At 66.1% G+C, this 17,598-nt stretch carries 18 protein-coding genes; 15 read left to right on the top strand and 3 right to left on the bottom strand.

Features of this window, described 5'->3' with window-relative positions; translation table 11 throughout:
• Positions 1 to 38 precede the first annotated feature (38 nt).
• Both msrP and ABEA07_RS01055 read left to right on the top strand, forming a co-directional pair.
• Positions 39 to 1,037 (top strand): protein-methionine-sulfoxide reductase catalytic subunit MsrP, encoded by a 999-nt coding sequence (gene msrP, locus ABEA07_RS01060; RefSeq protein ID WP_345535308.1) that lies wholly within the window; start codon positions 39 to 41, stop codon positions 1,035 to 1,037.
• Between the two features lie 11 nt (positions 1,038 to 1,048).
• Positions 1,049 to 1,705 carry a protein-methionine-sulfoxide reductase heme-binding subunit MsrQ gene (locus ABEA07_RS01055; protein ID WP_345535306.1) on the top strand — a complete coding sequence of 219 codons (657 nt, stop codon included), beginning with the start codon at positions 1,049 to 1,051 and terminating at the stop codon, positions 1,703 to 1,705.
• A 9-nt stretch (positions 1,706 to 1,714) separates the two neighbouring features.
• Here ABEA07_RS01055 and lysA read toward each other — a convergent pair whose 3' ends face one another.
• Together lysA and lptM are read right to left on the bottom strand one after the other, a co-directional pair.
• Positions 1,715 to 3,001, bottom strand: a complete 1,287-nt coding sequence (gene lysA, locus ABEA07_RS01050; RefSeq protein ID WP_345535305.1) for a diaminopimelate decarboxylase — start codon at positions 2,999 to 3,001, stop codon at positions 1,715 to 1,717.
• Complete coding sequence (gene lptM / locus ABEA07_RS01045) at positions 2,998 to 3,261, bottom strand: LPS translocon maturation chaperone LptM (RefSeq protein WP_345535304.1); 264 nt, start codon at positions 3,259 to 3,261, stop codon at positions 2,998 to 3,000. The genes lysA and lptM overlap by 4 nt, the downstream gene beginning before the upstream one ends.
• Positions 3,262 to 3,273: 12 nt before the next feature.
• Between lptM and cyaY the strand changes: the two genes are divergently transcribed.
• Positions 3,274 to 3,606, top strand: a complete 333-nt coding sequence (gene cyaY / locus ABEA07_RS01040; RefSeq protein WP_345535302.1) for an iron donor protein CyaY — start codon at positions 3,274 to 3,276, stop codon at positions 3,604 to 3,606.
• 11 nt (positions 3,607 to 3,617) lie between these two features.
• On the opposite strand, the gene ABEA07_RS01035 is transcribed toward cyaY, so the two are convergent.
• A complete protein-coding gene (locus ABEA07_RS01035; RefSeq protein WP_345535301.1) occupies positions 3,618 to 6,029 on the bottom strand; it encodes a penicillin-binding protein 1A in 2,412 nt (803 codons plus the stop codon).
• Between the two features lie 244 nt (positions 6,030 to 6,273).
• Here ABEA07_RS01035 and ABEA07_RS01030 point away from each other — a divergent pair, with 244 nt between their 5' ends.
• Genes ABEA07_RS01030 through ABEA07_RS00975 form a run of 12 tightly spaced genes read left to right on the top strand, consistent with a single transcriptional unit; the run spans position 6,274 to position 17,585 of the window.
• Entirely contained in the window at positions 6,274 to 7,353 is a 1,080-nt protein-coding gene (locus ABEA07_RS01030; RefSeq protein WP_345535299.1) for a pilus assembly protein PilM, read from the top strand.
• Positions 7,350 to 7,970, top strand: a complete 621-nt coding sequence (locus ABEA07_RS01025) for a PilN domain-containing protein (protein ID WP_345535298.1) — start codon at positions 7,350 to 7,352, stop codon at positions 7,968 to 7,970. The genes ABEA07_RS01030 and ABEA07_RS01025 overlap by 4 nt, the downstream gene beginning before the upstream one ends.
• 8 nt (positions 7,971 to 7,978) lie before the next feature.
• Entirely contained in the window at positions 7,979 to 8,653 is a 675-nt protein-coding gene (locus ABEA07_RS01020; RefSeq protein WP_345535297.1) for a type IV pilus inner membrane component PilO, read from the top strand.
• A complete protein-coding gene (locus ABEA07_RS01015) occupies positions 8,650 to 9,192 on the top strand; it encodes a pilus assembly protein PilP (protein WP_345535296.1) in 543 nt (180 codons plus the stop codon). The genes ABEA07_RS01020 and ABEA07_RS01015 overlap by 4 nt, the downstream gene beginning before the upstream one ends.
• Positions 9,189 to 11,333 carry a type IV pilus secretin PilQ gene (locus ABEA07_RS01010; protein WP_345535294.1) on the top strand — a complete coding sequence of 715 codons (2,145 nt, stop codon included), beginning with the start codon at positions 9,189 to 9,191 and terminating at the stop codon, positions 11,331 to 11,333. The genes ABEA07_RS01015 and ABEA07_RS01010 overlap by 4 nt, the downstream gene beginning before the upstream one ends.
• A gap of 23 nt (positions 11,334 to 11,356) precedes the next feature.
• Positions 11,357 to 11,902, top strand: coding sequence for a shikimate kinase (locus ABEA07_RS01005; RefSeq protein ID WP_345535292.1), 546 nt, complete (start codon positions 11,357 to 11,359; stop codon positions 11,900 to 11,902).
• A 37-nt stretch (positions 11,903 to 11,939) separates the two neighbouring features.
• Positions 11,940 to 13,040 carry a 3-dehydroquinate synthase gene (gene aroB, locus ABEA07_RS01000; protein ID WP_345535291.1) on the top strand — a complete coding sequence of 367 codons (1,101 nt, stop codon included), beginning with the start codon at positions 11,940 to 11,942 and terminating at the stop codon, positions 13,038 to 13,040.
• 14 nt (positions 13,041 to 13,054) lie between these two features.
• Entirely contained in the window at positions 13,055 to 14,185 is a 1,131-nt protein-coding gene (locus tag ABEA07_RS00995; protein ID WP_345535290.1) for a deoxyguanosinetriphosphate triphosphohydrolase, read from the top strand.
• Positions 14,182 to 15,456: an MFS transporter gene (locus ABEA07_RS00990; RefSeq protein ID WP_345535288.1), complete on the top strand. Its 1,275-nt coding sequence runs from the start codon at positions 14,182 to 14,184 to the stop codon at positions 15,454 to 15,456. Before ABEA07_RS00995 ends, ABEA07_RS00990 begins: the two co-directional genes overlap by 4 nt.
• A complete protein-coding gene (locus tag ABEA07_RS00985; RefSeq protein WP_345535287.1) occupies positions 15,453 to 16,028 on the top strand; it encodes a DUF1415 domain-containing protein in 576 nt (191 codons plus the stop codon). Before ABEA07_RS00990 ends, ABEA07_RS00985 begins: the two co-directional genes overlap by 4 nt.
• Entirely contained in the window at positions 16,025 to 16,891 is an 867-nt protein-coding gene (locus ABEA07_RS00980) for a class I SAM-dependent methyltransferase (RefSeq protein ID WP_345535285.1), read from the top strand. Before ABEA07_RS00985 ends, ABEA07_RS00980 begins: the two co-directional genes overlap by 4 nt.
• Position 16,892: 1 nt before the next feature.
• Positions 16,893 to 17,585 carry a transposase gene (locus ABEA07_RS00975; protein WP_345535284.1) on the top strand — a complete coding sequence of 231 codons (693 nt, stop codon included), beginning with the start codon at positions 16,893 to 16,895 and terminating at the stop codon, positions 17,583 to 17,585.
• Positions 17,586 to 17,598: the final 13 nt, after the last annotated feature.

Genomic DNA, 17,598 nt, shown 5'->3' with positions numbered 1-17,598 from the left:
ACTGATCCCAGTACGACAAAACAGCTGAAAGGCGATCCATGTTGATTCGTTCCGATGATTCCGGCTTTATCCACCCGCGGTCCAGCGAAATCACGCCGCGCGCGGCCTACGAGGGGCGTCGCGACATGCTCAAGCTGCTGGCCGGTGGCATGGCGGGGGCGGCGCTGGCTTCCTGGGCCGCCCGCGACGCGTTGGCGCAGGCCACCGCACCCGGCAAGCTGGCGGCGCTCCAGGGCCAGAAGTCGGCCGTGCCCGGTGCGCAGACGATGGAGAAGCTCACCGACTACAAGGACGCGACCAGCTACAACAATTACTACGAGTTCGGCACCGACAAGGGCGATCCGGTCAAGAACGCCGGGACGTTGAAAACCCGGCCGTGGACCGTCGAGGTCGAAGGCCTGGTCAAGAAGCCGGGCAAGTACGGCATCGAGGACCTGATCAAGCTCAGCGCACAGGAAGAGCGCATCTACCGCCTGCGCTGCGTCGAAGGCTGGTCGATGGTGATCCCCTGGGTCGGCTATTCGCTGGCCGAACTCATCAAGCGGGTGGAGCCGCAGGGCAGCGCCAAGTACGTCGAGTTCGTCACCCTGGCCGACCCCAAGACCATGCCTTTCGTGGGTTCGCGCGTCCTGGACTGGCCCTACGCGGAAGGGCTGCGCATGGACGAGGCCATGCATCCCCTCACGTTGCTGACCTTCGGCATGTACGGCGAGGTGCTGCCCAACCAGAACGGCGCCCCGGTGCGCATCGTGGTGCCGTGGAAATACGGGTTCAAGAGCGCCAAGTCCATCGTGAAGATTCGTTTCGTCGAGAAGGAACCGGGCACCGCCTGGAACAAGGCCGCGGCGCAGGAGTACGGTTTCTATTCGAACGTCAATCCGAACGTGGACCACCCGCGCTGGAGTCAGGCGACCGAGCGGCGCATCGGCGACGGATCGGGGCTGTTTGCCAAGCGGCACAAGACCTTGATGTTCAACGGCTACGAGCCGCAGGTCGGCCAGCTCTATGCCGGCATGGACCTGAAGAAGTTCTACTGAGTCGACCGGCCATGAACAAGCTGCTGCTGCACCCGGCTGCGAAGCCGCTGGTGTTTATCCTGGGATTGCTGCCCTTTGCCTGGCTGGCCTATGGCGCCGTCACCGAAGGCCTGGGCGCCAATCCGGCGGAGTACTTGATCCGCTCGACGGGCGACTGGACCCTGCGCTTCCTCTGCATCGTGCTGGCCGTCACCCCGTTGCGCGTGAGCTTCAAAGTCAACGCGCTGGCGCGCTTCAGGCGCATGCTGGGCCTGTTCGCGTACTTCTACGTGGTCGTCCACCTGCTGAGCTACAGCCTCTTCGACATGGGCTTCGACATTCCCGAGATCGCGAAGGACATCGCCAAGCGTCCCTTCATCCTGGTCGGCTTCAGCGCCTTCGTGCTGCTCACGCCGCTCGCAGCTACCTCGTTCAACCGCGCGATCAAGGCACTGGGTGCGAGGCGCTGGCAGGCGCTGCACAAGCTGGTCTATCTGATCGCCGGGCTGGGGCTGCTGCACTTCTTCTGGATGCGTGCCGGCAAGAACAATTTCAGCGAGGTGTTCGTCTACGCCGCGATTGTGGCGGTGCTGCTGGGCTGGCGGGTCTGGAACTTCGCGCGCAACAGGAAGAACGGGGCGAGCGTGCCGCGGCCATCTTCGGCCGGGCGCGTGCAGATGAGCAAGTGAGGTGGGGGCTCAGTCGCCCAGTCGCTCGCTGCGCAGTTGGTCCTCGATGGTCTCGCGGCGGCGGATCAGTGTGGCGCGATCGCCGCTCACCAGCAGCTCGGCGGCCCGGCCACGGGTGTTGTAGTTGCTGGCCATCGCCATCGAATAGGCACCGGCGGAGAGGACTGCCAGCAAGTCACCGGCTTGCACGTCCAGGGCGCGGTCGCGGCCGAGCCAGTCGCCGCTTTCGCAGACCGGGCCCACCACGTCGTAAGTGAGCGCCTGGCCACCTTGGCGCGAGACCACCGGCGCGATGCGGTGGAAGGCCTGGTACATCGCGGGCCGCGGCAGGTCGTTCATCGCCGCGTCGACGATGCAGAAGTTCTTTTCCTCGCCCGGCTTGGTGTAGAGCACTTCCGTCACGCACAGGCCCGCATTGCCGACAAGGGAGCGGCCCGGCTCGACGATCAGGCGCCGCCGACCGAAGCCGCGGGCATCGAGGCGCGCCAGCAATCGCTGCCACAGCGCATCGGCCGCGGGCGGCGTGTCGCCGTTGTAGTCGATGCCCAAGCCACCGCCGAAGTCCAGGTGATGCAGCGGAATGCCGGCCTTCTCGATGGCCTCGACCAGGTCGAGCACGCGCTCCAGCGCTTCGAGGTAAGGCTCGGCCTCGGTGATCTGCGAGCCGATGTGGCAGTCGATGCCCACCACCTGCAGGCCGGCGAGCGACGCGGCATGCTGGTAGATGGCCACGGCGCGGTCGTGCGCGATGCCGAACTTGTTCCCCTTGAGGCCGGTGGAGATGTAAGGATGGGTCTTCGGATCGACGTTGGGGTTGATGCGCACGCTGATGGCGGCACGGCGCCCTTCCGCGAGCGCGACCGCATTGAGCACATCGATCTCGGCTTCGCTCTCCACGTTGAAACAGGCGATGCCGGCGGCCAGGGCCTGACGCATCTCGGCCCGGGTCTTGCCGACGCCGGAGAAGATCACCTTGGCAGGATCGGCGCCTGCCGCGAGCACGCGTGCGAGCTCCCCGCCCGACACGATGTCGAAGCCGCAGCCTGCCTCGGCGAAAACGCGCAGAATGCCCAGGGAGGAATTGGCCTTGATCGCATAGCAGACCAGCGCGTCGCGTCCTTCGAAGCCTCGCTGGTACGCTGCCAGGGCGTCGAGCATCCATTGCTTGGAGTAGACGAATAACGGCGTACCGTGTTCGCGTGCCAGGGCTGGCAGCGCGACCCCTTCGACGTACAGCGTATTGTCACGGTAGGCGATGTGCGGATGGCCGGGAAGAGGCAGGTTCTGTTCGCTCACTTCATGCCCTCGCTCTTCGGCGCCGTGGTGCCGACGGCGGCGGGGGACTGCCCGGGTGTTGCGCTGGTCCCGCCCGTTCCGCCGATGGCCGCATCGTTGCTGCTGGAACGCGGCAGAAGCAGTTCGGGGAGGGTGGCTCGGTCCCTCGCGGCGGGCTCGGTCGGCAGATAAAGCGCGCCCTTTTGCCCACAGCCGCCCAGCGCGACCCCGATGAGCATGAGGCCAATGGCGCTCACTAGAATTTGACGGACATTCGACATGCTGAAATTGTAATGACCGACCCCGAATACCTGGACCGCGCGGAGGCTGCGCTGGCCGCCATCGAAAGCAGTTGCGACCGCATCAACGACACGACAGATGCTGACATCGACAACCAGCGCGTAGGCGGCATGGTCACCATCACCTTTCGCAACGGCAGCCAGCTGATCGTCAACCTGCAAAAGCCCCTGCACGAGATCTGGCTGGCGGCGCGCTCCGGCGGCTATCACTACCGTCATGACGGCCAGGCGTGGGTCGACACCAAGAGCGGGGAGGAACTGTTCGGCCAGCTTTCGCGCGAGGCCAGCGCGCAATCCGGGCTGCCGCTGCGGTTCACCAGCAGCTGAAGACCCCCGGGTCAGTTGCGGAACAGGTCGAGGATGCGGCTGCGCTCTTCGGGCTGCGGTGCCGCACCGATGGGCGCGCCGGAGATTGCTTCCGCCGGCGGCGTCGGGCCCGCCTCGATACCGAGGGTGGCCACGCCACGCCCCGGCGCGTAATCGTCGTAGTACCACTCGCCTCCGACGTTGACCACGCCCGACGGCGGCGACGCGGTCAACTCGGTCACCGGCACGCCCTTGATGGCGGTCTCCATGAAGCTGATCCAGATGGGCAGACTCAATCCGCCGCCGGTCTCGCGATCGCCGAGCTTGCGCGGCGTGTCGTAGCCCATCCAGGCCACGGCGGCCATCGTGGGCTGGAAGCCGGCGAACCAGGCATCGAGCGAATCGTTGGTGGTGCCGGTCTTGCCGTAGAGGTCCGGCCGCTTCAGCGTGGCCTGTGCCTTGGCGGCGGTGCCGGTGCGGGCGACCTCCTGCAGCAGGCTGTCCATGATGAAGGCGTTGCGTTGCGGGATGGCGCGCATGCTCTCGTTGAGCAAGGGGGGCTGGGTCTCGACGAGCACCCGGTCCTTGTGGTCGGTGACGCGCGTCACGAGGTAGGGGTTGACGCGATAGCCGCCGTTCGCGAACACCGAGTAGGCCGTCGCCATCTGCATCGGCGTGACCGCACCTGCTCCCAGTGCCATCGGCAGGTAGGCAGGATGCTTTTCGCGCTCGAAGCCGAAGTTGCCGATCCAGTCCTGGGCGTAGCGCGTGCCGATGGATTGCAGCACGCGGATCGACACCATGTTCTTCGACTTCGCGAGGGCGCGGCGCAGGGACATCGGACCCTCGAAGTTGCCGTCGTAGTTCTTCGGCTCCCAGGGCTGGCCGCCGGTGGTGCCGGCATCGAAGAAGAGCGGTCCGTCGTTGACCACCGTCCCTGGCGTGAAGCCCTTCTCGAGGGCTGCCGAGTAGATGAAGGGTTTGAAGCTCGACCCCGGTTGCCGCCAAGCCTGCGTGACATGGTTGAACTTGTTCTTGTCGAAATCGAAGCCGCCGACCATGGCCTTGACCGCGCCGTCCCGCGGGTCTAGCGCCACGAAGGCGCCCTCGACCTCCGGCAGCTGCGTGATCTCCCACGTGTTCTTCGGCGTCTTCACGACGCGGATCACCGCGCCGCGGCGGATCTTGATGTTCGGAGGGGCCTTGTCGGACAGCCCCGACTGGGCGGGACGCAAGCCTTCGCCGACGATCTGCAACGTGTCGCCGTTGGCGCGCACGGCAGTGATCTCCTTGGCGGTGGCCTTGAGCACCACAGCCGACATCACATCGCCGTTGTCTGGATGCTCAGCCAGGGCATCGTCGACCGCCTCGTCGAGTTCCTTGGGGTCGTTCGGCAGTTCCACGAACTTCTCGGGGCCGCGATAGATTTGGCGCCGTTCGTAGTCCATGATGCCTTTGCGCAGTGCCTTGTAGGCTGCGGCCTGGTCGGTGGCTACCAGCGTGGTGTAGACCTTCAGCCCGCGCGTGTAGGTGCTGTCGCCGTACTGGGCGTACATCAGCTGGCGCACCGTCTCGGCCACGTACTCGGCATGCAGCCTGGTGGGGTCGGCGCCGTCGCGCAGGTGCAGCTCTTCCTTCTTCGCCTCGGCAGCCTGTTCGGCCGTGATGAAGCCGGCCTCCTGCATGCGGTCGATCACGTAGAGCTGGCGACCGCGCGCGCGCGTCGGATTGTTGACCGGATTGTTCGCTCCGGGCGCCTTGGGCAGACCCGCCAGCATTGCCGCCTGAGCGATGGTGATGTTCTTGAGCGGCTTGCCGAAATACGCCTCCGAAGCCGCAGCGAAACCGTAGGCACGGTTGCCCAGATAGATCTGGTTGAGATAGATCTCGAGAATCTGGTCCTTGGTCAGTAAGTGCTCGAGCTTGAAGGTGAGCAGGACCTCATAGATCTTCCGGGTCAGCGTCTTCTCGGAACTCAGGTAGACGTTGCGTGCCACCTGCATCGTGATGGTGGAGGCGCCCTGGCTCTTCATTCTGTTCATGTTGGCCAGACCGGCGCGCAACAGGCCCTTATAGTCGACTCCGCCGTGGTCGTAGAAGCGCGCATCCTCCGCTGCCAGCACCGCGTCTTTCATGACCTTGGGGATGGTCGCGATCGGCGTGAGGTTGCGGCGCTCCTCGCCGAATTCGCCGATCAGAATGCCCTCGGAGGAAAAGACCCGCAACGGCAGCTTGGGCCGGTAGTCCGCGAGTTCGGAGATATCGGGAAGGTTCGGATAGGCCACGGCCAGCGCCACGGCCACGATGCAGGCCAGGGCCACCGCGCCCGCCGCTACCAGGCCTGCTCCCCACAGCACAAAGCGCGTCAGCCAGGTCAGCCAGACGGGGCGGATGGGAGGCGGGGGAGTCTTGGCGGGCCCGTGGGGGCGAGTCTTTTCGGGCATGAGGGAAAGTGGAAGTCAACGCCAATTATAAAAAGCGCCCCTTTCCGGACGGGCCCTTCTGGGGGACATAAAACCCAAGTACTCGCATTCGTGACGTAAGTTATGAATCGAGGCTGTTACGTTCTTTTTTGACAACGCTTGATGCGAGACTTCATGTTCCGGCGCTTGGTTGGCCGGAAACGTCCTGCTAGCATGCACCCACACGCATATATTTCCAATCGTTACAAACGGAACGGGATTTAACTTGGCCGCTTTCGGATCGCTGTTTCGCCGTCAGCCAGCGCCGTTGCTGGGGTTGGACGTCAGCTCGTCCAGCGTCAAGCTGGTCGAACTCGGCCGCGATGCCAGCGGCAGGCTGGTTCTGGAGCGTTGCGCCATCGAACCGTTGGAACGAGGCTGGATCACGGACGGCAACGTCGAGAAGTTCGACGAGGTGGCAGAGGCGGTCCGGCGCGTGGTGCGCAAGAGTGGCAGCCGCACCAAGAACGCGGCGCTGGCCCTTCCGCCCTCCGCTGTCATCACCAAGAAGATCATCCTGCCCGGAGGCATGAGCGAACAGGAGCTCGAGATCCAGGTCGAGTCCGAGGCCAACCAGTACATCCCGTTCTCGCTGGACGAGGTGAGCCTGGACTTCTGCGTCATCGGTCAGAGTGCCAACACCACCGGTGACGTGGAAGTCCTCATTGCCGCTTCACGCAAGGAAAAGGTGCAGGATCGCCAAGGTCTCGCGGAAGCCGCCGGCCTGAAGGCGGTCATCCTCGACGTCGAGTCCTACGCGTCGCGGCTGGCGACAGCGCGCCTGATCGAGCAGCTTCCCGGGCAGGGCCGCGATGCCGTGGTGGCGCTCTTCGAAGTGGGTGCCTTCACGACCAGCATGCAGGTGCTGCGCAACCAGGAGGTCCTCTACGACCGGGACCAAGCCTTCGGCGGCGCCCAGCTCACGCAGTTGATCGTGCGGCAGTACGGCTTTTCCGCCGAAGAGGCCGAAGCCAAGAAGCGCAGTGGCGACCTGCCCGACGACTACGGCTCCGGCGTGCTCAAGCCCTTCGTGGCGAGCATCGCACAGGAAATCGCCAGGGCGCTTCAGTTCTTCTTCACCAGCACACCGCACAACCGGGTCGACTACGTACTGCTCGCAGGTGGATCGGCTGCGCTTCCGGGGCTGACCACCGCCGTCACGCGTCAGACGTCCTTTGCCTGCTCGCTGGTCAATCCCTTCGACGGCATGGAAATTGGCAGTGGTATTCGCGAGAAGAAGGTACGGCGCGAGGCGCCCTCGTACCTGACCTCCTGCGGCCTGGCGATGCGGAGGTTCCTGCAGTGATTCTTATCAACCTGCTCCCGCACCGGGAGGCCGCGCGCAAGCGCAGGCGAGAGACCTTCTATGCGGCACTGGGCGCGTCGGCGGTCTTGGGCTGCCTCATCGCCGGTGCCGCCTTTCTCTGGTACCAGGCCCAGATCGCCGATCAGCAGGCCAAGAACAGCTTTCTCCAGGCCGAAATCAAGAAGTTGGAAGCCGAGATCAAGGAGATCTCCACCCTTCAGGCCGAGATTGCCGCCTTGCGCGCGCGCCAGCAGGCCGTGGAGGACCTCCAGGGAGACCGCAACATGCCGGTGCACCTGCTCAACGAACTTGTGCGGCAGTTGCCCGACGGCGTCTACCTGACCAGCATGAAGCAGGACAACCAGACGGTCACATTGCTGGGCCAGGCCCAGTCCAACGAGCGGGTGTCGGAGTTGTTGCGGAACCTGGGCAACAACAGCCCGTGGCTGGTCAAGCCCGAACTGGTGGAAATCACCGCCGGCAACGTCAGCCTGAGCCCGCGCGATCAGCGGCGGGTGGCTAACTTCACGATGCGCATCGGGCTCAAGCGGCCGACGGATGCGCAAAAGCCCGCGGCCGGCACCGGGGCGGCGTCTTCGTCCGCGGGCAAGGGTTGAGCGGCATCATGGCAACCAAACGCGCTTCCAACATCGACATCGGTGCCGCTCTGCAGCGCTTCGCCGAGCAATTCCGTGGCCTGAATCCGAACGACCCTTCGGTGTGGCCGCCGGTGCCTCGCTACGCGTTGTGCGCGTTGGTCACGGTGCTGGTTCTGGTGGCTCTGTGGTTTGTATGGCTCACCAATTCCAACGACGAACTCGAGGCCGAAAAAGCCAAGGAAGTCGCCCTCCGCGCCGACTACCAGAAGAAGGTGGGGCAGGCCGCGAATCTCGAACTCTTGAAGAAGCAGCGGGAGCAGGTACAGCAATACGTGACGCTGCTCGAGAAGCAATTGCCGAGCAAGGCCGAGATGGATGCCCTGCTTTCTGACATCAACCAGGCCGGACTCGGCCGCAGCCTCCAGTTCGAGCTGTTCCGCCCGGGCCAGGTCGTCGTCAAGGACTACTACGCCGAGCTGCCGATCGCGGTGAAGGTCACGGGGCGCTATCACGACATGGGCGCTTTCGTTGCGGATGTGGCCAATCTCTCGCGCATCGTGACCTTGAACAATCTGGCGGTCACCCCGGGCAAGGACGGCGCGCTGACGATGGATGCCACGGCGCGGACCTTCCGCTACCTTGACGAAGAAGAGCAGGCGGCGCAAAAGCGCGCTGCTACAGCTGCGGCGAAGAAGAAATGAGAAGGCTTTTTTACCCCTTGTGGCTCTGCGCCGCGGCCTTCGCCCTGAGCGGCTGCTTAGGCTCCGACCAGGAAGAGCTCCAGCGCTGGATGGCCGAGCAGAAGGCACAGGTGCGGCCCACCGTGCCGCCGATCACCGAGCCGAAGAAATTCACACCCCAGGCTTACACCGAGGGCAATGCGTTCGAGCCCTTCAACATGCAGAAGCTCACGCAGGCCCTGCGGCGCGACGCCAGCCAGCCCAGCACCTCGGGCCTGATCGCGCCGGAACTGACCCGCCGCAAGGAAGCGCTGGAAGCATTCCCGCTCGACTCCATGGCCATGGTGGGCAGCATGGTGCGCAATGGTCAACCCGTCGCGCTCATCACCGTGGACAAGCTGCTCTATCAGGTGCGAGTTGGTAACTATCTGGGGCTCAACTACGGGCGCATCACGCGCATTAGCGAAACCGAACTCGCCTTGCGTGAAATCGTGCAGGACGCCGCTGGCGAATGGATCGAACGCGTGGCGACGCTGCAGTTGCAAGAGAGGTCGAAATGAAACCGAAGAAATACAGGTTCGCGCAGTGGCTGCGCGTGGTCGGCGCTGGCCTGCTCGCCTGTGGCGCGGTGGCGATGGCGCATGCGCAGAACGCGATCGAGTCGGTCACCAGCTCGATGCAGTCCGGCGCCGAGGTCGTGCGCATTGACCTCACGCAGCCGCTCACGACCCCGCCCACTGGCTTCGCGATCCAGACGCCGGCGCGCATCGCACTTGACTTTCCTGGCGTGACCAATGCGATCGGCCGCTCTGCGATCGACATCAACCAGGGCAATCTGCGTTCCATCAACGTGGTGCAGGCCGGGGAGCGCACCCGGCTGGTCCTGAACCTCAAGCAGGCGACGGCTTACAAGGCCGAGATCCAGGGCAAGTCTCTGCTGGTGTCTCTGGAGCCCGTTCCAGGTGCCGCCCTGGTCGCTTCGACGCCTCAGGCCTTCGCCGAGAACCGCAACCGCGACATGCTGCCCCTGCGGGATGTCGACTTCCGCCTCGGCTCGGACAACACCGGCCGCGTGGTCGTCGACCTGGCCAACAACCAGGTCGGCGTGGACATCCGCCAGCAAGGACGCAACCTGGTCGTCGAGTTCACCAAGTCCACCCTGCCGGAAGGCCTGCGCCGCCGCCTCGACGTGTCGGATTTCGGGACGCCCGTGCAGACCGTGACGGCGCAGCAGGCCGGCGACCGCGTGCGCATGACCATCGAGCCCAAAGGGGACTGGGAACACAGCGCCTATCAGAGCGAGAACCAGTTCGTGGTCGAGGTGCGTCCACGCAAGGTCGACCCGACCAAGCTGACCCAGGGTGTCGGCTACACCGGCGAGAAGCTGTCGCTGAACTTCCAGAACATCGAGATCCGCTCGCTGCTGCAGGTGATCGCCGATTTCACGAACTTCAACATCGTGACCTCGGATTCGGTGACCGGTGCGCTGACCCTGCGCCTGAAGGACGTGCCCTGGGATCAGGCGCTCGACATCATCATGCAGGCCAAGAACCTGGGCATGCGCAAGAACGGCAGCGTGCTGTGGATCGCGCCCAAGGACGAGATCAACGCCAAGGAGAAGCTCGAGTTCGAGGCACAGGCCGCGATCCAGAACCTGGAGCCGCTGCGCACCCAATCCTTCCAGCTGAACTACACGAAGGCTGTGACCATCGCGCAGGGCCTGACCGGTTCGGGAGCGGCGAGCGGCGGCGGTTCCGGCACCACGACCCGCATCCTGAGCCCGCGCGGCAGCGTGATCGCCGAATCGCGGACCAACCAGCTCTTCGTGTCCGACATTCCCTCGCGCCTGCAGCAGGTGGCCGAGCTCATCCAGAAGCTGGACGTGCCGGTGCGCCAGGTGCTGATCGAGGCGCGCATCGTCGAAGCGTCCGACACTTTCGGCAAGTCGCTGGGCGTGCGTCTCGGTGGCGGCGTGGCGGGCGCCACGGTGGGCTCGAACAACGGACGGAACGTGTTCGGCAACATCGGTGCCATCCCGGTCGTCACCCCGGGCACCGCCACCACGCCGACCAGCGCACTCACGACCTTCACGAACTCCAACTTCGTCAACCTGCCGTCGACCGGTGTGGCCGGCAACGGCAATGCGCCCGGCACCTTTGCCATCTCGCTGTTCAACTCGAGCTTTTCGCGCATGCTGAACCTCGAGATCTCGGCGCTGGAAGCGGACGGCAAGGGCAAGGTGGTGTCCAGCCCGCGTGTGGTGACCGCCGACCAGACCAAGGCGCTGATCGAGCAGGGCACGGAACTGCCCTACCAGGTCGCCACCTCCAGCGGCGCGACCTCCATTGCTTTCCGCAAGGCCAACCTCAAGCTCGAGGTGACGCCGCAGATCACCCCGGAAGGCAACATCATCCTGACGCTGGACGTCAACAAGGACACAGTCGGCCAGGCGACGACGGCCGGCTTCGCGATCAACACCAAGCACGTGCAGACCGAGGTGCTGGTCGAAAACGGCGGCACGGTGGTCATCGGTGGTATCTTCGAACTCACCGAAACCAACGACGAATCGCGCGTGCCGGTGCTGGGTGAAGTGCCCTACGTGGGGGCACTGTTCCGCAAGCGCGAACGCGTTGCCAACAAAACCGAAATGCTCGTCTTTATCACCCCAAAGATGATTACCGACCGTAACGCTGCGCGCTGACGCGCCGGCGTTCGGAACAGTGCGTGGCGGTCGCCCTCGTCGGCCTGCCCGGCGCCGGAAAATCGGCGGTGGGCAAGCGTTTGGCCCAGCGTCTTCAGCTTCCCTTCATCGACAGCGATGATCTGATCGAGCGGCGCATCGGCTGCTCCATCCGGGACTACTTCGAGCGCGAGGGAGAGCAGAGCTTCCGTGACCTCGAGCAGGAGGTGATCGCCGACCTCGCCGCCGCGCCCCGCGGCATCGTGTCCACCGGCGGCGGCTCGGTCTTGCGGGAGGCCAATCGCCGGCAGCTGCGTGAGCACTTCCACGTAATCTACCTGCGCTCCTCGCCCGAGGATCTGTTCCGGCGGCTGCGGCACGATGTCAAGCGGCCCCTGTTGCAGGTGGCCGACCCCTTGGGCCGCCTGCACGAGCTCTATGCCGCGCGTGATCCGCTCTACCGCGAAACCGCGCACGACGTGGTCGAAACCGGCCGGCCGACCGTCGCGATGCTGGTGAACATCATCGTGATGCAGTTGGAGCTGGCCGGCCTGATAGCCCCGGGCACCGGAAGCGATCCGCAGGTCTGAGTCCGGGCCGTGTCGGCATGCGCCTAAACTCGGGGCCATGTCAGTGCTCCTTTCCCCCGAACGGGTCGAGATCCAGCTCGGCGAGCGCAGCTACCCGATCCTGATCGGCAACGGCCTGCTCGGCGAGCCGCGCCATTTCGACGCCGCCCCGGCCGCTGCATCGGCCCTGATTGTCAGCAATACCACGGTCGCGCCGTTGTATGCGCGAGCCCTGCGCGACACCCTGGCCGGCCGCTTCCAGGCCGTGCATATGCTGGAGCTGCCCGACGGCGAGGCGCACAAAGATTGGCAAACGCTGAACCTCATCTTCGACGCATTGCTGCGCCACGGCTGCGACCGCAAGACGGTGCTGTTTGCGCTCGGCGGCGGCGTGGTGGGCGACATGGTCGGCTTCGCGGCGGCCAGCTACATGCGAGGGGTGCCCTTCGTGCAGGTCCCGACCACGCTGCTGGCGCAGGTCGATTCGTCGGTGGGTGGCAAGACGGCGATCAATCATCCTCTGGGCAAGAACATGATCGGCGCCTTCTACCAGCCTCGTCTGGTGATGTGCGACCTGGCCACCTTGTCCACCTTGCCGGCGCGCGAGCTCAGTGCCGGCCTGGCCGAGATCATCAAGTACGGCCCGATCTACGACATGGCCTTCTTCGACTGGATCGAGGCGAACATCGATGCGCTCATGGCACGCGACCCTGCCGCGCTCGCGCATGCGGTGCGGCGCAGCTGCGAGATCAAGGCGGCCGTCGTGGGGCAGGACGAGCGCGAGACCGGCCTGCGCGCGATCCTCAATTTCGGCCATACCTTCGGCCATGCCATCGAGTCCGGCCTGGGCTATGGCGAGTGGCTGCACGGCGAGGCCGTCGGCTGCGGCATGGTGCTGGCCGCACGGCTGTCGCAGCGGCTGGGGGGCGTCGATGAAGCCTTCGTGCAGCGGCTCTCGGCGCTGGTGGAGCGGGCCGGGCTGCCGGTCGTGGCACCGGCGCTGGGTTTGGAGCGCTACCTCGAGCTCATGCGCATCGACAAGAAGTCGGAAGCCGGCGAAATTCGTTTCGTGGTCATCGACCAACCCGGCTCGGCCGCGATGCGCAGTGCGCCCGACACCATGGTGCGCGAGGTGCTGGCACAGGGCTGCGCGTCCTGATCCGGCCTGAACCGATGAGCCTGGCCCCCTATGCCAGCCATCCGGCGCGGTCGCGCGGCCGGCGCCATCCCGAGCCGCCGGCGCCTACGCGTGACGACTTCCAGCGAGACCGAGACCGCATCGTCCATTCGACTGCTTTCCGGCGCCTGGTCTACAAGACGCAGGTCTTCCTCAACCACGAAGGCGACCTGTTCCGCACCCGTCTCACGCACTCCCTGGAAGTGGCCCAGCTCGGCCGCTCGATCGCGCGTGCGCTGCGGCTCAACGAGGACCTGGTGGAGGCCGTTGCGCTGGCCCATGACCTCGGCCACACGCCTTTCGGGCATGCCGGGCAGGATGCGCTCGATGCCTGCATGGCGCAGCATGGGGGCTTCGAGCACAACCTGCAGAGCCTGCGCGTGGTGGATGCGCTCGAGCACCGCTATCCGCAGTACGACGGCCTCAACCTGAGCTTCGAAGCCCGCGAGGGCATCCTCAAGCACTGCTCGCGCGCCAATGCCGAGCGCCTGGAGGCGGCCGAGCCGGGCGGCGTCGGGCGTCGCTTCTGCGATCGCACGCAGCCGGGCCTGGAGGCGCAGCTGTGCAACCTGGCCGACGAAATCGCCTACAACGCCCACGACATCGACGATGGCGTGCGCTCGGGCCTGATCGAGCTCGACCGGCTCGACGAGGTCGCGCTGTTCAGCCGCTACCTGCGCGAAACGCGGACGGAGCATCCGCAACTGCAAGGGCGGCGCGTCCTGTACGAGGCCATCCGCCGCATGCTGAGCGCGCAGGTTTACGACGTCATCGACGCGACCCGTGCCGCGCTCGAAGCGGCCGGACCAGCCGACGCGGATGACGTGCGCCGCGCAGCGCCGCTGGTACTCTTCAGCGGGACCATGCGCGCGCAGTCCACCGAGCTCAAGCAGTTCCTTTTCCGCAATCTCTACCGTCACCCCCGCGTCATGCAGACGACGGGCAGGGCGAAGGAGGTGGTGCGCGAGTTGTTCGACGCCTACATCGACGATCCGGCGCAGATGCCGCAATCCTTTGCGCTGCGCGAAGACCGCCAGCGCGCGGTGGCCGACTACATCGCCGGCATGACGGACCGCTTCGCGATCCGCGAGCACGAGCGCCTGACCGGGCGACGGTGGATCGAATGAGCCAGTCGATCCAGTCCCCCACGGACACCCGCATCCCCGGCGCGGCGTTGGCCGTGGTTCTGGCCGGTGTATCCGCGGCCTTGCACCTCGGCAAGCTGCCGCCGGCGGTGCCTGCGCTGCAGGCCACGCTCGGCATCGGGCTGGTCGAGGCAGGCTTCCTCCTGGCGCTGGTGCAGGCTGCTGGCATGACCCTCGGCATGTTGTTCGGCCTGGTGGCCGATGCGGTCGGCCTGCGGCGCAGCATATTGGCGGGCCTGGTCGTGATCACGGTGGCCAGCGTCCTGGGCGGGTGGGTCGGCGTTGCGGCGCATGCCGGTGCCCAGGCCATCCATTGGCTGCTGGCCCTGCGGGCGCTGGAAGGTGTCGGCTTTCTATTGACCGTGATGCCCGGGCCCGGCCTGATCCGGGCCCTCTCGCCGCCGAATGCGGAAAAGAAGGCGCTCGGTCTCTGGGGGGCCTACATGCCGCTGGGCGTTGCCTTGGCCCTGCTGCTGGGTCCGGCGCTGATTGCTCTGGGTGGGTGGCCGGGCTGGTGGTGGGCGCTGTCGGCTGTCTCGGCCATGGCGGCGGTCTGGGTGTGGGCGGTGGTGCCGGCCGATCGGCAACTGCGCATCCCGCGGGCGACGCCATCACCGGCAAGCGGCTCCGGCCGCCTCCTCGACACGGTGAGTTCCGCGGGGCCGTGGAAGCTGGCACTTGCCTTTGGCGTTTATTCCTCGCAATGGATGGCCGTGATTGCCTTCCTGCCCGTGATCTATGCCGAAGTTGGGGTGCCCGCCGCCTGGAGCGCCGCGCTGACGGCGTTGGCGGCGGCGATGAACATCGCCGGCAACATCTGCGGCGGCCACCTCCTCCAGCGCGGCGCCGCGCCGGAGCGCCTGCTGCGCAGCGGCTTCGTCGTGATGGCGCTGAGCAGCATCATGGCCTTCGCGCAGATCGGGCCGGCCGGCGACGCCGCCAGCCTGCCCCCGGCGCTGCGCTATCTCGCCGTCTGCCTGTTCTCGCTGGCCGGAGGGATGATCCCGGCGACCCTTTTCATGCTCTCGGTCCGGCTCGCGCCCGGGCCCTCGACCGTCTCGACGACGGTGGGCCTGATGCAGCAGGCCTCATCCCTGGGCCAGTTTCTTGCGCAGCCCGTGGTTGCGTGGATCGCCCACCGGGCCGGCGGCTGGCAGTGGACCTGGAGCGTGACGCTGGCGTGCTCGCTGGCCGGCCTCGCCCTCGCGGCGCGCGTGAGGCCGGCGCCGGCCCGTACGGGGACCGCGGCATGAGTCCGACAAAGCCAGTTCCGGTCGAACAAGCGCTGAAGGACACGCAACGCTGGCTCGAACGTGCCGTGATCGGGCTGAACCTGTGTCCCTTCGCCAAGGCGGTGCACGTGCGCGGCCAGATCCACTATGCCGTCTACGAAGAGGCCGAGGAGGGCGGCCTCCTCGACGCGCTCCTGGGCGAAGCCCACGCGCTGGCGGACTGCGACGCCGCAGAGCGCGACACCACCCTCCTCATCGCCCCGAACACCTTGACCGACTTCCTGGACTTCAACGATTTCACCGCCCGTGCCGAACGCCGCCTCGCGCGCGCCGGCTTCGACGGTCAGCTCCAACTCGCCAGCTTTCACCCGTGCTTCCAGTTCGCCGGGGCGGAGATCGACGACATCACGAACGCGACCAACCGCGCGCCGTACCCCACATTGCACTTGCTGCGCGAAGAGAGCGTGAGCCGCGCCGTCGAGGCCTTCCCCGAGGCCGAAGCCATCTTCGGGCGCAACATCGAGACGCTGGAACGACTCGGGCACGAGGGATGGGCGGCACTGGGTGTCGGTCCGCACGGAGCGGCCTCATGAGCAAGGCATCTGCCGCGAAGGCATCCAAGGCTGAAGCCGAGCTGCAGGAGGTCCTGCGGCCGGGCCAGTCCATCGAACTCCTGAAAGAACTGCACATTCTCACGCGCGAAGGGCGGCTCAACCAGGACTCGCGCCGCAAGCTCAAGCAGGTCTACCACCTGTTCCAGTTCATCGAGAAGCTGCTCGCCGAGCTGCCGGAGGAGGGCGGCCGGGCCACGCTCGCCGACCATGGCGCCGGCAAGTCCTACCTCGGCTTCATCATCTACGACCTGTTCTTCCAGGCCAGAGGCGGGGGGCACGTCTACGGCATCGAGACGCGAGCGGAACTGGTGGCGAAGTCGCGCGCGCTGGCAGCGCGCCTGGGTTTCGAGCGCATGTCCTTCCTCAACATCAGTGCGGCGGAATCGGCCGATGCGGCCGAGCTGCCGGCGCAGGTGGACGTCGTGACCGCGCTGCATGCCTGCGACACCGCCACCGACGATGCCATCGCTTTCGGCCTGGCCAAGCAAGCACGATTCATGGTGCTCGTGCCCTGCTGCCAGGCCGAGGTGGCCGCCTGCCTGCGGCAGACCAAGGCGCTGTCCTTGTCGCGCACGCCCCTTGCCGAGCTGTGGCGCCATCCCCTGCATACGCGCGAAATCGGCAGCCAGCTCACCAACGTGCTGCGCTGCCTCTATCTGGAGGCGCATGGTTACCAAGTGACCGTGACCGAACTGGTGGGCTGGGAGCACAGCCTCAAGAACGAGCTGATCATTGCGCGCCGGACCGGCCATCGCAAAGCGAGCGCCGCCGTCCGGCTGCAGGAACTGCTCGCCGAGTTCGGCCTCGACAGCCTTCAGCACACCCGCTTCCGTTTGCACTGACATGGCACGCCTGCCCCGCCTGACGCTGGCCGGCCAGCCGCACCACGTGATCCAGCGCGGCAACAATCGCCAAGCCATCTTCGTCGACAACGCCGACCGCGAGATGCTGCTGAGCCTGTTGAGCGAGCACGCGCAAGCGCTAGGCATCGCGCTGCACGCCTACGTGCTGATGGACAACCATTACCACCTGCTCGCCACGCCGGACAGCGCCGAAGGCCTGCCCTTGTGGATGCAGGCGGTGGGGCGGCGCTACGTGCGCTACTTCAACGACCGCCACGGACGCACCGGCACCCTGTGGGAGGGGCGCTACAAGTCCACGCTGATCCAGTCCGACCGGTACCTGCTGACCTGCATGGCCTACATCGACCTCAATCCGGTCCGTGCCGGCATGGTGGCCGAGGCCCGTGCCTACCCGTGGTCCAGCCACGCGCACTACGCTGGGCTGCGCCACGACAAGCTGGTGACGCCGCACCCCCTCTACTGGTCGCTGGGCAACACGCCATTTGCGCGTGAGGCGGCGTACGCGGAATTGGTCCGAGGCGGCGTGGCGTCGGCGGACCAGGCCGCGCTGACCGACGCCACGTTGCATGGCTGGGCTGTTGGTGATTCGGGCTTCATCGATCGCCTGCAGAAGGCCACGCCCCGCCGCATCACCAAGGCGCGCCCGGGCCGGCCCAACGCTCCGCGCAGTTGAGGTTCGGCTCCAG

The sequence above is a fragment of the Variovorax defluvii genome (assembly GCF_039541515.1).
Classification (GTDB): domain Bacteria; phylum Pseudomonadota; class Gammaproteobacteria; order Burkholderiales; family Burkholderiaceae_C; genus Variovorax; species Variovorax defluvii.
The sequence above is the reverse complement of the archived record's forward strand: the minus strand, read 5'-3'. Positions and strand labels throughout refer to the sequence as shown.